Source organism: Paraburkholderia sp. RL18-085-BIA-A, assembly GCF_046027075.1.
GTDB lineage: Bacteria > Pseudomonadota > Gammaproteobacteria > Burkholderiales > Burkholderiaceae > Paraburkholderia.
In genome coordinates this window covers 119765-134415 of record NZ_JARESU010000004.1, presented here as the reverse complement: position 1 = coordinate 134415, position 14651 = coordinate 119765, and the positions used below count along the sequence as shown (strand labels likewise).

The following is a 14651-nucleotide window of genomic DNA, read 5'->3' as shown; positions in this document are numbered from 1 at the left end:
CGGTTCTCCGTCATGCCATGTTGATTGCAACCGCGCCGTCTCCAGCGCTACAAACGCGCGCCGCTCGCCTCCTCGAACAGGGAGACGTGGGCGGCGTCGAACGAGAACGTCGCGCTATCGCCAGGCGTGAGCGGCGCCCTGCCCTGGTCGATCGACGCGATCTGCTCGCCATGATAGTCGAGCCAGATGATGCGGTGGTTGCCCATTGGCTCCACCAGCGAAACTTTTGCGCGCTCGCTCGAACCCTCGGCGAGCCGCACGTCTTCGGCGCGCACGCCGAGCACACAGGGCACAGGGGGGCGCCCTTGCGCCGGCGCGCGTCTGAACGGGTAGGCCGAGACGTCGAGTTGCCAGTGCGGGATGCAAAAGTGAAGCGCACCGTTGCGCTCTTCGAGCGAGCCCTTGATCAGGTTCATCGCGGGCGTGCCGAGGAAGGTCGCGACGAACAGATTGTCGGGGCGCGCGTAGACTTCGGCGGGCGTGCCGAACTGCTGGATCACGCCGCCGCGCATCACCGCGATGCGGGTGGCGAGCGTCATCGCCTCGACCTGATCGTGCGTCACGTAGATCATCGTCGCGCCGAGCCGCTGATGCAGCTGCTTGAGTTCGCGGCGCAGTTCGGTGCGCAGCTTGGCGTCGAGATTCGACAGCGGTTCGTCGAACAGGAAGACGTCGGCTTCGCGTACGATCGCGCGGCCGATCGCCACGCGCTGCCGCTGTCCGCCCGACAGTTGCGCCGGTTTGCGCTTGAGCAGTGGACCGAGTTGCAGCATCTCGGAGGCGCGCGCCACGCGCCGCGCAATCTCCGCCTTCGGCGTGCCGTTGATGCGCAACGCGAACGACAGATTGCGCTCGACGTTCATGGTCGGATACAGCGCATACGACTGGAACACCAGCGCGATGCGCCGGTCTTTCGGGTCGGCCCACGTCATGTCTTCGCCGGCGATCTCGATGCTGCCGTCGCTCACGTCGATCAACCCGGCGATGCTGTGCAGCAACGTGGATTTGCCGCAGCCCGATGGGCCGAGCAGCACGATGAACTCGCCGGCTTGCACGTCGAGATCGAGGTTCTCGATCACGGTATTCGTGCCGAGGCGAATGGTCAGATTGCGCACCGCCACGTTGGCCGGATTCGTGAGATCCGCCGCGTCAGCCCCGCTCGCGCCGTCGCCCACGTCAGCCGCATTTGCCACACCAGCCATGTTTGTCATGCCGTTGCCTTTGCCCTATCCCTTGACAGCGCCGGACGCAATGCCGCGCACGAACCAGCGCCCCGAAATGAAGTAGACCGCGAGCGGCACCATCGAAGTCAGAATGGTGGCCGCCATGTTGACGTTATAGAGGCGTTCGCCGGTCGTCGTATTGATGATGTTGTTCAACTGCACCGTCATCGGCAGATTTTTCGTGCCGGCGAACACGAGGCCGAGAATGAAGTCGTTCCAGATGTTCGTCACCTGCATGATGATCGCCACCACAATGATCGGCGTGGACATCGGCAGCATCAGTTGCAGGAAGATGCGCCAGAAGCCGCCGCCGTCGATGCGCGCCGCCTTGAACAGCTCCTGCGGAATCGACACGTAGTAGTTGCGAAACAGCAGCGTCATCACCGGCATGCCGAAGATCGTGTGAATCAGGACGATACCCGGCAGCGAGCTGAACAGATGCACGCTCGCCAGCACGCGCACGAGCGGATAGACCATCACCTGCACCGGAATGAACGCGCCCATCAGCAGCACGCCGAACAGCACGCCGGCGCCGCGCGGGCGCCAGAACGACAGCGCGTAGCCGTTCACCGCGCCGACCACGATCGACAGGATGGTGCTCGGCACGACGATGCGCACCGAGTTCCAGAAGCCGACCCGGATGCCGTTGCAATCGAGCCCGGTGCACGCGGATTGCCACGCGGCGCTCCACGCGTCGAGCGTGAAATGCGCGGGAAATGCGAGCAAATTGCCGAGGCGAATCTCGCTCATCGGCTTGACCGACGTGACGAGCATCACGTAGAGCGGCAGCAGGAAAAACAGCGCCGCCGTGAGCAGAAATGCGTACACACCAATTCGCGCCGGTGTGAATGCGGAGCGCCGCCGACGTGAGTGCGCGCGGCCCGGCGCGCCGCCTTTGAGCGGAGTACTGAGCGTGTTCATCACACCTCCTTACGCAAAGCCGCGCGGCTTCGCGCATAGAAGAACGGCGCGAGAATCGCGAGCACCGTCGCCAGCAACACGATCGACGCCGCCGACGCGAGGCCGATATTGGCGCGCCCGAACAGATAGTCCATGATGAATTTGGCCGGCACTTCGCTCGCGGTGCCGGGACCGCCCTGGGTCATCGCGACGACCGCGTCGTAGAGCTTCACGACCATCACGAACAGCAGCACGAACGCGGTGGAGATCGACGGCCCGAGCATCGGGACGACGATGCTCGCATACACGCGCCAGCGCGGAATGCCGTCGATGCGCGCGGCCTTCCACAGCTCGTCGTCGATGCCGCGCAAGCCCGCAAGCAGCAGCGCCATCACCAGGCCCGAGGCCTGCCACACCGTCGCGATGACGATGGTGTAGATCACCCAGTCCTGATCGACGATCCAGTCGAAGCGCGCGTGCACGAAGCCGAGCTTGTGCAGTACGGCCTGCGCGCCCAGCTCCGGATTGAGAATCCATTGCCAGACGAGCCCCGTCGCGACGAACGACATCGCATACGGATAGAGAAACACCGTGCGCAACGCGCCTTCCGCGACCACGCGCTGATCGATGAAAATCGCCAGCAGCAAACCGATCACCATGCACACGACGATGAAGCACGCGCCGTAGATCACGATGTTTTGCAGCGACAGCAACCAGCGGTCGTTATGGAAGAGCCGTGCGTATTGCGTGAAGCCCGCGAAGTCGCCGGATGGAAACGTGCGCGAATTGCTGAGCGACACACGCGCGGTCCAGACCATCGTGCCGAGATACGCGAACACGACGGTCAGGACCATCGGCAGCAGCGCCAGCCACGCCGCGATGGAGATGCGCTTCCTGAGCGGCTTGTGGCCCGGCCTGGAACCGGCGGCTGGCAGCTTGAGCGCGTGCATCGCCGGACACCTAGCTCTTCAACGCGCTGGCAAACGCTTTCTGCGCATCGTCGACCGACTGGTTCTTGTTCCAGAAGTTAGTCACGACGTCGATCAGCGCGCCCTGCGTGTCAGGTGAGAGCAGCATTTCCGGATTCGGCAATTGACGCGACTTGTCCTTCATGATCGCAATGCCCTCCTTCGCGCAGATGTCGAGACTGCTGGCGTCCACGTCGGGACGAATCGGAATCGAGCCCTTCTTCGCACTGAACGCGACTTGCGCGGATGGCGAGGTCATCACCGTGGCGAGCAGATTCTGCGCCTTGATCGCCGACGGGTTGTCGGTCTTCGGGAACACGAACACATCGCCCGTCACCAGATACGGCGAATGCGGACCGAAGCCGGGGAAGCAGCCGAAGTCCTTGCCCGGGATCTGATTGGCCGCCGAGAATTCGCCCTTGGCCCAGTCGCCCATGATCTGCACGCCCGCTTTGCCGGAAATCACCAGCGCGGTTGCGTCGTTCCAGTTGCGGCCTGGCGACCCCGGATCGACGAAATCGTGCAGACGCTTGAACGACACGAGCACCTTCTTGAACGCGTCCGAATTCACCGCCTTCATATCGCGGTCGCGGTACACCTTCATGTACAGATCGGTGCCGCCCACTTCGGCGAGCACCGCGTCGAACGTGATCTTCTCCTGCCACGGCTGGCCGCCGAGCGCGAGCGGAATCACGCCTGCGGCCTTTAGCTTGCCGAGATCGGCAATGAACTCGTCATAGGTCTTCGGCTCGGCGGTGATGCCGGCCTTCTGGAACACCGGCTTCGAATAGAAGAACCAGGCCAGCATGTGGATGTCGACCGGCGCCGCGTAGTAATGGCCCTTTATCCTGATGCTGTCGACGATCGACGGCGGCAGCATGGTGTTCCAGTTCTCTTTCGCGGCGACGTCGTCGATGTTGTTCAGCAAGCCCTGATCGATCAGGTCGTGAAACTGCTTCGACGTGTTGAACTGCGCGGCCGTGGGTGGATCGCCGCCGACGATCCGGTTGATCGCCGTGGAGCGCGCCTGATCGGCGCCCGCAACCGCGTTGTCGACCCACTGCCCGCCGGCCTTGGTATACGCATCGGCAAACTGGCGAATCGCGGCCGATTCGCCGCCCGAGGTCCACCAGTGAATCACGTTGGCCTTCAAGGGCTCCGCCTGCGCGACGACGCCATACAACGCCAGTGCCGCAACCACGCCTCGTAAGACCATTTTGCTGCTGTTCATTCCGTCTCCTCCGGGCTTTGTGCCCGTGTTTCAAGTCGACATGCCAATCAGCTTGATTTGCTGTTTTTCACCACTCGCCACTCGCTATGCGCGCGCCTTACGCTCCTTCAAAAATTTCGTGACCAGTTCCGCGCTGCGTTTGATCGTGCGCTTCTGCGTCGCGTAATCGACGTGCACGATGCCGAAGCGCCGCTCGTAGCCGAACGCCCACTCGAAGTTGTCCATCAGCGACCACAGGAAATAGCCGCGAACCTCGACACCCGCCTTGATCGCTTCGTCGACCGCGGCGAGATGGCGCTTGAGGAACGAGATGCGCTGGCTGTCGTCCACCTTGCCGTCGTTCACCTGATCGTCCGAGGCCATGCCGTTTTCGGTGATGTAGATCGGCGGCAGGTTCGCATAGGTCTCGTTGAAACCGGTCAGCAGATCGCGCAAGCCGTCGGGGTGCACCTCCCAGCCCATCTGCGTGCGCTCGACGCCTTCGAGCGGCACGTCCTTGAAGCCGTGCGCGCCGTCGCTCGCGACGTTGGTGCGGAAATAATAGTTGATGCCGAGGAAGTCGAGCGGCGTCGAAATAACTTTCATGTCGCCGTCGAGCACGAGCGGCTCGGTGCCCGGCCACAGTTCGAACAGCGCCTGCGGATATTCGCCCTTGAGCAGCGGATCGAGAATCCACGCGTTGTGCTGAACCTCGAACAACTCCGCCGCGCGCTGGTCGGCGGCGCTGTCGCTGTTGGCCGTGCCGCGGCCGATGTTGGCGACGATGCCCTTTTGCGAGCGCGGGTCGTTGGCGCGCAGCACCGGCAGCGCAAGACCGTGCGCGAGCAGCAGATGATGCATCGCTTGCGTCGCGAAGCGGCTGTTCGCGAGGCCCGGCGCGTGGTGGCCGTTGCCGTAGCCGAGATACGCCGAGCACCACGGCTCGTTGAGCGTCGCCCATGCGTCGACGAGGCCGGACAATTCGCGGCTCATCAGGTCCGCGTAGTCGGCGAAGCGGTACGCGGTGTCGCGGTTGAGCCAGCCGCCGCGATCTTCCAGATGCTGCGGCAGGTCCCAGTGATACAGCGTGGCGAAGGTCGTGACGCCTTTGTCTTTCAGACGCGTGAGCAGGCGCTTGTAGAAGTCGATGCCCTTGCGATTCGGCGCGCCGGCCGCGTCCATCACGCGCGGCCATGCGATGGACAGCCGATAGCCTTCGAGGCCGAGCCCCACCAGCATGTCGACGTCCGCTTCCCAGCGATGGTAGTGATCGCAGGCCACCTCGCCGGTGTCGCCGGCCAGCACCTTTCCGGGCGTCGCCGAGAAGGTGTCCCAGATCGACGGCAGGCGGCCGTCCTCGTGGATCGCGCCTTCGATCTGATACGCAGCGGTGGCCGCGCCGAGCAGGAAGTTCTTGCGCCACAGCGACGAGTCCGCGGGCGGCGTGAACGGGTCGGCGAGCGATTGGGGGGAGACTGGTTCGATTACTGTGGATGCGTCGTTTGCCACGGCTTCTCCTACGCTGAGATCGGTGGAACCTGGTGGGATGGAAGACGCCGCGCCAAGCTCGTTAAACACTTGAGTGGAAGCGCTTCCACATGAACCAGCGAACAATATCAGCGGCGGATTCACCGCAGCAATCGGGGTTTGTCTGGAGCGGGACTGGCCTCGGCGACCGGTTGATGTGGGGTGTATTGGAGAGGTGATTGGAGCGCGCCGACGCAACTTGTTCTGCGGCGGTTTTGCGCGTTCTCGCGATGGTTTCGCGGCGGCTTCCGCCGTCGCTGCGGGTACGCTTCCGCTGCGGCTATGGCCGGATTACGCGGCGCTTTCGCCACGTGTGACCTGCTCAATGCACCGTGCGAATACGTGCTGCACGACACGCTCAACGCCGACCGTCTCGCTCACCCAGCGAATCACCACAACGAATCACCACAACGAACCACAGCAAATCCGCTCAACGCTTCACCGCCAACTCGAACGCACCGCGATCGTAAGCCTCGCAATACGCTTTCCAGTCGACCTGCACCTGTGCTTCGCAACGGGTCGCGATCCCGATCAGCGGCAACTGCCAGTCGCGGCGATTGCCGAATGCGATCAAGTCGTCGGCGATCGACGATTTCTGCCGGCCGCCGCTGCGCAGATGCGCCCACGCGCTCAATTCGGCCATGCTGTTGACCACTTCTTCGAGCCGCGGCAGCTTGCCGTTCCAGTCGCTCAGCGCGACCCGGTCTTCGGAAGGCTGGAGGCTGCGCAGCACATACGAGCGCTGGTTGAAGTCGACCGCACGCAGGAACGCCTGCGACACTGCCTGATTGCGCCGCTGCACTTCGACCACGCGTTGCGCCTCGGACTGCCAGTTCGGTTGCGGCGTGTGCAGATGCGGCGCGAGCGACGAAGGCAGCGCCTCTTTCAGGTCGATCAGAAAATTGCCGTCCGGCGAGCCTTTGCCTTCGACGAGAATCACGTAGCGATCCACGCCGAGGCTACCGGTACCCGCGATCCGCCGCGCCACGTCGAGGATGCGATAAAACTCGGGATTGGGCTCCTCCGCCGCGAAGCGCTGCATGAACTGCGTGACGGCCGAACGCTGCGCGTCGCTCACCGGCAGCGCTTTCTTGCCGTCCACTTTAAGCATGCGGGACTTGCCCCTGAGCACAGTGCGCCGGTCGAGATGCGCGGCGCGCGTGCGGCTCGCCAGCGCGTCGAACAGATCGCGGACCATGCCGACCGACGTTTCCGCCTCGATCCAGCGCGCCTTGCCGAACGCGAGCGCCGCGCCGTAAGCATCCACCGCGGTATGGCAGAGCGCGAGCGCCTGCGCGCGGCTGAGGTCGAGATCGGCCGCGCCGACCAGCACGCTCGTCAGCAGGCGCACCAGTTCGTACAGCGCGGGCGCGAGACAGGCTTCGTCGAAATCGTTGTTGTCGAAGTAGATCAGGCGATTGTCGGCCTTGTAGCTGCCGAAATTCTCCAGGTGCAGGTCGCCGCAAATCCACACCGGCGGCGCGTCGTCGAGCACCTTGTCGCGCGGCAGGCGCTCATAGAACAGATGACACGTGCCGCGCAAAAACACGAACGGCGAGCCGCGCATGGCTTTGTATTTCATCGCGAGCCGTTCGGGATCGCGGCCGGCGTTGAAACGGGCGATGATTTTCTCGATGTCGGGCATGGGGGTTCCGTTGGACAGGCGGCTTGACCGGGCTTCGAGCGGGCTTCTTCGGTGAGGATGCTTCAGCAAGCTCGAGGCCGGCGCATCCTGCACTGTAGACCACATCGACTCCTGCATCCTGCCGGTTCAGGCTTTCAAGGCTTCGACCTCGTCAGGCCCGTATGGGCGCCGTCAGGAACCCGTCATCAGGTAGTAACGTCCGTCGGCGCTCACGTTGAAGCCGAAACCGCAGGCCGTCACCGAGCCGTGCGTGCGAACGTCGAGCGTCTCCGGCCCGGAGAGCTTGAACTCGATCAGGCATTTGTCGTCGCGCTGGTCGAGCGGCGCGAGGTTGGCGATCTTCGCGGTGGCGTCGATGGGCCCATCGCCGCGCGCATCGGTCATCGGCACGCGCGCGGCGCCGTCGTAGAACCGCACGAGGGCCGACAGACTGCCCATGTTCGCGCTCGGCTCGCCGTCGGGGCCCACGGTCGGATAGACGAACTCACCATCGAGCCGGTACACGCCGCGCCGCCCTTTCACCGGCTTCATGTCGATGCTGTTCCACGCGCCGAAGAACAGGTAGCGGCTAAAGCGCGCGCCGCCCGGCGGCACGCCCGTCACCACCGCCTGTTGGGAGATCGCTTCCAGCCGTTCACGCGCGGCGGCCACCGCGCGGCCGAGCAGCGCGTCGCCGGGATAGTCGTCGCCACGGCTCGCCGCGCTCCGGTAGTAGGCACGCGCGTTGGACAGCGCGCCCAGCTTCAGCTGCACATCACCCTGATGAACCAGCGCCATCGCGACGCGCGCGCGTGCCGAACTGGTGGCTTTCGGCGAGTTCCCTTCGGCGGCCTGCATCGCGGTGGCTTCGGCGAGCGCGGCCTCCATCGCCACCAGCGTTTGCGCGTCCTTGACGCGCCCCGCTTCCAGCGCGGCCACGCCGAGCGCCGCGCACGACGCATTGGTGCGGCACGGGGCGTCCTTACCCGCCACCAGGTTGCGGCGATACAACTCGGCGCGCGAGTCGGCATGCGGCGTCTGCGCGGCGCCAAGCGCCGGCATCAGCGCGGTGCTTGCGCCCGATACGGCAATCACGGCGGCAGCGAGGACGATTTTGACGTTCATGAGCAGGAGGAGACCGTGGCGGCGGACGCGTTCCGGCGTTAGGTTGCAAAGCACTGATTCTGTATCGCCGATGCGCGGCACGCTCGACGCGCGCCGGCACGGTTGCTGGCGGTGATGCTGACAGAAAATCAGCGATTGCGCGAACCTGTTCGGGCGTCGCCAGACGTCGCCTGGCGCGCTGCTGGCCGGACAGCCGCGCTGCGTCATGCTCTATGCGATATGCATAAACTGGAAATGCGTCGGTAGGTCGTCCGCGCAGCGACGCTGCGGGCATCGAAGCGGCGGGCTGATGCGCGTCGGGCGCGGTTCGGCGCAATGGCGGTGTTGGAAGCAGTGGCAGTGGCAGTGGCAGCGACGCCCGCAGCACCAGCCATCGTGGCCCTGGAGAAATCGGACGATCAGGCACACTCGGACGCAGGCCCGCGCGCCCGGCGACACAGCATTGTCAGACCCCGGCCTGCACGCCAAATCTCCTGCGATATGCGCCGGGGCTCGTCAGCGCAATGCGCCGGAAATGCCGCCGCAACGACTCTTCGGAGCCGAAGCCCGCCAGCTCCGCGACGCGCGCCATCGGCAACGGCGCCTGCGCCTGCGCTTCGAGCAACTCGCGGGCGAACGCCACCCGCTCGCGCAGCAGCCATTCATAAGGCGCCATGCCGGTGGCGTCGTGAAACTGCCGCTGCAGCGTGCGCGGACTCATCGCCGCGCGCTCGGCAAGCGAGCGCAGCGTGTGCGGCGCGGCCAGATGAGCGCGCACCCAGTCCATCAGCTTCGCCAGACGGCCGCTGTCGTCCAGCGGCATCGGGCGCGGCACGAACTGCGCCTGACCGCCCTCGCGATGCGGCGGCACCACGAGCCGCTGCGCGACCCGGTTCGCCACCGCGATGCCATGATCGCGCCGCACCAGATGCAACAGCATGTCGAGTCCCGCAGCCGATCCCGCCGACGTGATGATGCGGCCTTCGTCGACATACAACGCATCCGGCTGCACACGCAATTGCGGATAGCGCTGCTGCAATTTCGCGGCATAACGCCAGTGGGTCGTGACGGTCTTGCCGTCGAGCACACCCGCGGCCGCCAGCACGAACACGCCCGAGCAGATCGAACAGAGGCGCGCGCCGCGCTGGTACGCGGCGCGAATTTTTTTCAGCAGCGGTTCGGGCGGCGCTTCGTCCGCATCGCGCCAGCCGGGGATGACGATTGTGTCGGCGCGCTCCAGCAGCTTGAGCGTATAAGGCGCGGCAATCGTGATGCCGCCCGCCGCGCGGATCGGCCCGGCCTCGCCGGCGCATACCGCGAAGCGATACCAGTCGACGCCGAGTTCGGGACGTTCGAGTGCGAACAGTTCGGTCACGCAACCGAATTCGAAAGTGCAGAGCCGGTCGTAAGCCAGCGCGACGACGAGGTGATTGTGCATGGCGCGATGTTACCGGTGTCCCTGCACAATAGAAGCAGGAAAAAATGCAAAAGACTCGGAAAAGAATCTATTGTCACTAACCATAGACTGAGAAAAATGACATGCAAACGTATGCTGGTGCATACCAACCGGTATCGTCCTCTACTCCATGACAGGGTCGCCCTCGTCGCTCATCTGAGAAGTCGGCCTGGCTAGGCGATACGGCCATCGCGCCTGCAAGTCGCTCCGTTTCGGCTACGGAATTCATGCGCCGTCAGACACGATTGGCAAGATGCGTACGCATCCTGCCAATCGCGCCCCGGGTCACTTTTCACTGCCAACAGCTAACTGGAAACCTTCGTCGAGCCACCCGGCGATGCCACCGATCATTACCTTGACCGGGCGGCCGAGCTGAGCAAGCTTGATTGCGGCGCGCGTTGCGCCGTTGCAGTGAGGGCCCGCGCAGTACGTGACGAAGAGAGTATCGGGCGGATACTCAGCGAGCTTCGACGCCACAATCTTGCCGTGCAAAAGATTCACTGCGCCCGGCACATGGCCACGCGCGAAAAGTGCGGAGCTACGCACGTCGAGCAGTACGAAATCGACGGAAAGGGGGTCGTCGCTTTCAAGTGACGCATGTACGTCAGCGCAATCGGTTTCGAATGACAACAACGTACTGAAGTGAGCGAGCGCCGCGCCACTGTCGGCGGCCGGAACGGCTGAAACCGGGGACATACAGATCTCCTTGTGCGTGTATGCGTTGCAACGCATTGTCCCGTTCTCATGTCCGATCGGCTAGCGGCGTAAATGACGTATTCCGGTAACATCACGCCACGCCGATACTCGCGCTCAACCTCGTCGCGACTGGTTCAAACCGATCTGCATCATCAGCTTTCCACTTTGGAAATAACCGCCGTAGCCGGGTCATATCGGTAACCCTTCTGGGCGAGTCGTTCGGCCATCGTCGCGCCAATCAGTTTTTGCTGCGCGTCGCGGGATGCCAGCTCATGATCCGGCTTAAGCCGCTCAAGTTCAGCCGAGAGTCGCCGTAGAAGCGCCACCTCTCCTGTGCTGCGCGCGTCGACGAACAAGATCTTCTCGTTGGCCGAACCAAGTCGCTGCTTCAGATCCTTTGCATGCGCGACCCACTGTTCAGCAAGTGCGCGAAGCTCGTTGAAGGCCTTCTCATGCGCTTTGGCGTCAGCCGATAGTTGACGCCGCAACGCAGCCACTTCGTCCGCTTTCGCAGACTCATCGCGTTGTACTTCCTGGATGCGCGCAGCATTGAGTTCCGCGAGGCGTTGCTCAAGTCCGACTGCACGTTGCTCGGCGGCATCCGCACGTTCTGTCGCGGCGGCGGTTTCCTGCGCGACCCGGACCGCTTCGTCGATCGCGGCCGCTTTTGCATCAGCCATGGCGCTGAGCTCTTTGCGGGTTTCCTCGAGTTCCCGGGTTACGCGCTGCAGTTCACTGAATTTGACCGACGCTTCTTCCAACCGCTCCGCAGCTGCCTGGCGCTCAACTGCCAACGCATTGCGAACATCGTCCAACTCCTGGCCGCGCGCGGCATCGAGTTCCGCGAGGCGTTGCGCGAGTCCTGCTGCGTGGTGCCCGGCAGCATCTGCACGTTCTCTCGCGGCGGATGCCTCCTGCGCGGCTCGCGCGGCTTCATCGATCGCAGACGCTTTCGCGTCAGCCAGGGCGCTGACCTCTTTCCGGGCTTCCTCGAGTTCGCCGGCTACGCGCTGCAATTCGCTGAGATTGGCCGATGCTTCTTCCAAGCGCTCCGCAGCTGTCTGGCGCTCAACTGCCAAGGCATTGCGAGCATCGTCCAACTCCTGCACGCGCGCGGCATCGATTTCCGCGAAGCGTTGCTCAAGCACTGCCGCTCGTTGCCCGGCGGCCTCTGCCCGTTCTCTCGCGGCGGTGGCTTCCTGCGCGACTCGGGCGGTTTCATCGATCGCGGCTGCTTTCGCTTCGGCCATGGCGCTGATCTCTTTCCGGGCTTCCTCGAGTTCCCCGACTACGCGCTGCAATTCGCTGAGATTGGCCGATGCTTCTTCCTGCCGCGCCGCAGCAGTCTGGCGCTCCCCGGCCAACGCATGGCGAGCATCGTCCAACTCGGTCTCCCGCGCGGCGAGTTGCAAGCGGCTCTCGTCCAACTGCGCCTCGGCGGCCTCCGCGCGCGATGAAGCCGCGCCGGATTCCTCGGACCATCGCTTTACGTCGTCTGACATCGCCCGATAGGCTTCGCCCAAAGCCGCGGCCTCCTTCCACGCCTCATCGCGCTTGTGAGTGATCCGCGTTATCTCGTCGTTTTTGTTCGAGACGACCGCGGCCAATGCATTGCGCGCCGCACGTTCCTCATCAAGCCCCGTCCTGGTTTTTTCGAGTTCGGCATGTTCCACCGATGCGCGTTGCACCAGCTCTTCCACGCGCGCCTCGGCCGCATCGGCGCGGTGAGTCGACGTCGCGAGTTCCTCTTCGAGGCGCGTCGCAGCTTCCTGCGAAGCGCGCTGCGCTTGCGTGAGCCGGGTTATCTCGTCGTCTTTGCTGGAGATAACTGCGCCCAACGTAGCACGCGCCACGCGTTCCTCATCGAGCGCCGCCTTGGTTGATTCGAGTTCGGCATGTTCCACCGCCGCGCGCTGCACAAGCTCTTCCACTCGCGCCTCGGCGGATTCAGCGCGATGTGTCGACGCCGCGAGTTCCGTTTCGAGGCGTGTAGCCGCTTCCTCCGAAGCGCGCTGCGCTTGCGTGAGCCGCGTTATCTCGTCATCTTTGCGGGAGATATCGACACCCAACGCAGCACGCGCCGCGCGTTCCTCATCGAGCGCCGCCTTGGTTGATTCGAGTTCGGCATGTTCGACCGACGCGCGCTGCACAAGCTCTTCCACTCGCGCCTCGGCCGCCTCGGCGCGGTGTGTGGACGTCGCGAGTTCCTCTTCGAGGCGCCTCGCAGCTTCCTGCGAGGCACTTTGCGCATTCGTCAAAGCAACGAGACGCTCGCGCCCGGCTTCGACTTCTTCGACCATTCTCTGATACTCGGCAAGGGCTTCGCCCCGCTCCGCGAGCGTAGCGTCGAGATGCTGGCGCACGACACCCAGGCGCTGACTGGCTGCCCTTTCCGCCTCGTCATGAGCGGCCGACCAAAGGCGGCCGGCCGCGCTCATGATATTTTCGGCGACGTTTTCCGGTAACGTGGGAGCCTGAGGCTGCGGGATCTGAGGCTGTCGCGCTTCGCGCCAGCGGTCGAGCGCCGCCGCGATGGCGACGATCGACCCGCCACGGACCTCGGACCAGATTGTCACCGGAGTTACGTTCCGACCTTCTTCGACCATGCGATCCGCAATTCCAGCGATCCGTTCATCCGTGATTGCGTCTGCGTCCGTCGACATAAGTGCCTCTAATTCCACGTGGCCTAACAGAATGAAAATGGAGCTTTCAAATACATCACTCCATCCAGCGAGATCTGAAATGATAAAGGAATGGCATTAAACCACCACATGGACGGTGCCGCCAGGATGAGTCACGACCATAAAGCGGTTGATGTTCGGCGCACCAGGCATGCCCTCGATTCCCGCTGCTCGCTAAATTCAGGTTCGCACCGCTTCAATCGAGAAGAGCGGGATTATCGATCGCGCCCGTCAGCCGTTCAACGAACGCCTGCACCGCATGCGGCAAAGTCCGCCCGGCCATCGTCTGGATCTGGAGCGTGCGCTGCTGAAGCTCAGGATTGCGGATCGGCACGACGGCGAGGCCATCCGCCTCCAACCGGCTACGCACGGTCAGGAACCCTGTCACGGTGACGGCATCGGTCTGCAGCACGAAGGTTTGCAGCGCCGCATGATAGTTGCTGACGAACACCGGGTCGAAAACCAGGCCTGCCACGCTGCATGAAATGTCGAATAGCTGACGGATCGTCACGCCCTGATGGTCGATCGCGAGCGGCCACGGCAGCAGGTCCGCGAGGGTCACGAACTCGCGCGCCGCGAGAGGATGACCGCGCCGCACCAGTGCGAAAATCGGTGCGCGCTGCGAGTACACCACATTGATGTCCTTCTCCGGCGAAATGCTGAAACACACGGCGATATCGGCGACGCCGTCGCGCACGCGCTGCGTCGCGACAGACGGCGCGGACACATCGAGCTGAAAATGCGTCGCCGGGTGCGTCTTCAGAAAGCGCGCAAAAACCTGCGGCAAAAAATGAGGGGCGACACCCTCCGAACTCGCCACGCGAATCGTCGCGCGGCCGCCGTTGCTCAGTCCGCGAATCTCCTCGGTCACGCGCTCCGCGTCCAGCAGCGTGCGGCGCGCATGCTCGGCAAGCAAGTGCCCGGCGTCGCTCAACACCATTCCACGCGGCCGCCTCTCGAACAGCGCCGCGCCGACTTCCTCCTCCAGCTTCGCAATCTGCCTGCTCAGCGCCGACACGGCAACGTACAGCCGCTCCGACGCCTTGCTCAGCGAGCCGCTGCGCGCCACTTCAAGAAAGTAACGCAGCGCCGTGTTGTCCATTTGAGTCATGAGTGTCCCGCTTTGCCGTTTCGGCAACGATATCTGCCAAATATTGTAATTGTCTACAAATATCGTCCACGCCAAGATCGTCCCATCGCTTCGAATCAAGCGCTCTTTCCCACGGAGCGCGACACCGGAGAACAACGTTGACACGTGACAC

The 14651-nt window shown here is 63.9% G+C and carries 12 protein-coding genes and 1 pseudogene; 1 reads left to right on the top strand and 12 read right to left on the bottom strand.

Features of this window, described 5'->3' with window-relative positions; genetic code table 11:
- Nucleotides 1-47: 47 nt before the first annotated feature.
- The 10 genes from P0D89_RS04385 to P0D89_RS04340 all read right to left on the bottom strand — a co-directional run bounded on the left by P0D89_RS04385 (nt 48) and on the right by P0D89_RS04340 (nt 12408).
- On the bottom strand, nt 48-1211 hold the full coding sequence (locus tag P0D89_RS04385; protein WP_408358407.1) for an ABC transporter ATP-binding protein: 1164 nt from the start codon (nt 1209-1211) through the stop codon (nt 48-50).
- A 15-nt stretch (nt 1212-1226) separates the two neighbouring features.
- Nucleotides 1227-2144, bottom strand: a complete 918-nt coding sequence (locus P0D89_RS04380) for a carbohydrate ABC transporter permease (protein ID WP_408358406.1) — start codon at nt 2142-2144, stop codon at nt 1227-1229.
- Entirely contained in the window at nt 2144-3073 is a 930-nt protein-coding gene (locus P0D89_RS04375) for a carbohydrate ABC transporter permease (protein ID WP_408358405.1), read from the bottom strand. Before P0D89_RS04375 ends, P0D89_RS04380 begins: the two co-directional genes overlap by 1 nt.
- Before the next feature lie 10 nt (nt 3074-3083).
- Nucleotides 3084-4322 (bottom strand): ABC transporter substrate-binding protein, encoded by a 1239-nt coding sequence (locus tag P0D89_RS04370; RefSeq protein ID WP_408376196.1) that lies wholly within the window; start codon nt 4320-4322, stop codon nt 3084-3086.
- Nucleotides 4323-4406: 84 nt separating this feature from the next.
- The gene (locus tag P0D89_RS04365; RefSeq protein WP_408358403.1) at nt 4407-5810 is read right to left on the bottom strand and encodes a GH1 family beta-glucosidase; all 1404 of its coding nucleotides are present in this window, start codon (nt 5808-5810) and stop codon (nt 4407-4409) included.
- 448 nt (nt 5811-6258) lie between these two features.
- Complete coding sequence (locus P0D89_RS04360; protein ID WP_408358402.1) at nt 6259-7473, bottom strand: DUF2252 domain-containing protein; 1215 nt, start codon at nt 7471-7473, stop codon at nt 6259-6261.
- A gap of 171 nt (nt 7474-7644) precedes the next feature.
- Nucleotides 7645-8577, bottom strand: coding sequence for a hypothetical protein (locus P0D89_RS04355; protein WP_408358401.1), 933 nt, complete (start codon nt 8575-8577; stop codon nt 7645-7647).
- 445 nt (nt 8578-9022) lie between these two features.
- Entirely contained in the window at nt 9023-9994 is a 972-nt protein-coding gene (gene ftrA / locus P0D89_RS04350; protein WP_408358400.1) for a transcriptional regulator FtrA, read from the bottom strand.
- Nucleotides 9995-10297: 303 nt separating this feature from the next.
- Nucleotides 10298-10708, bottom strand: a complete 411-nt coding sequence (locus P0D89_RS04345) for a rhodanese-like domain-containing protein (RefSeq protein WP_408358399.1) — start codon at nt 10706-10708, stop codon at nt 10298-10300.
- A 152-nt stretch (nt 10709-10860) separates the two neighbouring features.
- Nucleotides 10861-12408: a coiled-coil domain-containing protein gene (locus P0D89_RS04340; protein WP_408358442.1), complete on the bottom strand. Its 1548-nt coding sequence runs from the start codon at nt 12406-12408 to the stop codon at nt 10861-10863.
- Between the two features lie 195 nt (nt 12409-12603).
- Between P0D89_RS04340 and P0D89_RS04335 the strand changes: the two genes are divergently transcribed.
- Complete coding sequence (locus P0D89_RS04335; RefSeq protein WP_408358443.1) at nt 12604-12822, top strand: hypothetical protein; 219 nt, start codon at nt 12604-12606, stop codon at nt 12820-12822.
- A gap of 228 nt (nt 12823-13050) precedes the next feature.
- Here the strand turns inward: P0D89_RS04335 and P0D89_RS04330 are convergent.
- Together P0D89_RS04330 and P0D89_RS04325 are read right to left on the bottom strand one after the other, a co-directional pair.
- A pseudogene (locus P0D89_RS04330) lies at nt 13051-13314 on the bottom strand (DNA-binding protein); the annotation flags it as partial.
- Nucleotides 13315-13585: 271 nt separating this feature from the next.
- Nucleotides 13586-14491, bottom strand: coding sequence for a LysR family transcriptional regulator (locus P0D89_RS04325; RefSeq protein WP_408358441.1), 906 nt, complete (start codon nt 14489-14491; stop codon nt 13586-13588).
- Between the last annotated feature and the right edge of the window lie 160 nt (nt 14492-14651).

Coding starts and splice junctions, on each gene's coding strand:
- P0D89_RS04360 (WP_408358402.1), bottom strand. CDS start 7,473: ATGCCCGACATCGAGAAAATCATCGCCCGTTTCAACGCCGGCCGCGAT.
- P0D89_RS04375 (WP_408358405.1), bottom strand. CDS start 3,073: ATGCACGCGCTCAAGCTGCCAGCCGCCGGTTCCAGGCCGGGCCACAAG.
- P0D89_RS04380 (WP_408358406.1), bottom strand. CDS start 2,144: ATGAACACGCTCAGTACTCCGCTCAAAGGCGGCGCGCCGGGCCGCGCG.
- P0D89_RS04370 (WP_408376196.1), bottom strand. CDS start 4,322: ATGAACAGCAGCAAAATGGTCTTACGAGGCGTGGTTGCGGCACTGGCG.
- P0D89_RS04325 (WP_408358441.1), bottom strand. CDS start 14,491: ATGGACAACACGGCGCTGCGTTACTTTCTTGAAGTGGCGCGCAGCGGC.
- P0D89_RS04385 (WP_408358407.1), bottom strand. CDS start 1,211: ATGACAAACATGGCTGGTGTGGCAAATGCGGCTGACGTGGGCGACGGC.
- P0D89_RS04355 (WP_408358401.1), bottom strand. CDS start 8,577: ATGAACGTCAAAATCGTCCTCGCTGCCGCCGTGATTGCCGTATCGGGC.
- P0D89_RS04345 (WP_408358399.1), bottom strand. CDS start 10,708: ATGTCCCCGGTTTCAGCCGTTCCGGCCGCCGACAGTGGCGCGGCGCTC.
- ftrA (WP_408358400.1), bottom strand. CDS start 9,994: ATGCACAATCACCTCGTCGTCGCGCTGGCTTACGACCGGCTCTGCACT.
- P0D89_RS04335 (WP_408358443.1), top strand. CDS start 12,604: ATGTTCCACCGCCGCGCGCTGCACAAGCTCTTCCACTCGCGCCTCGGC.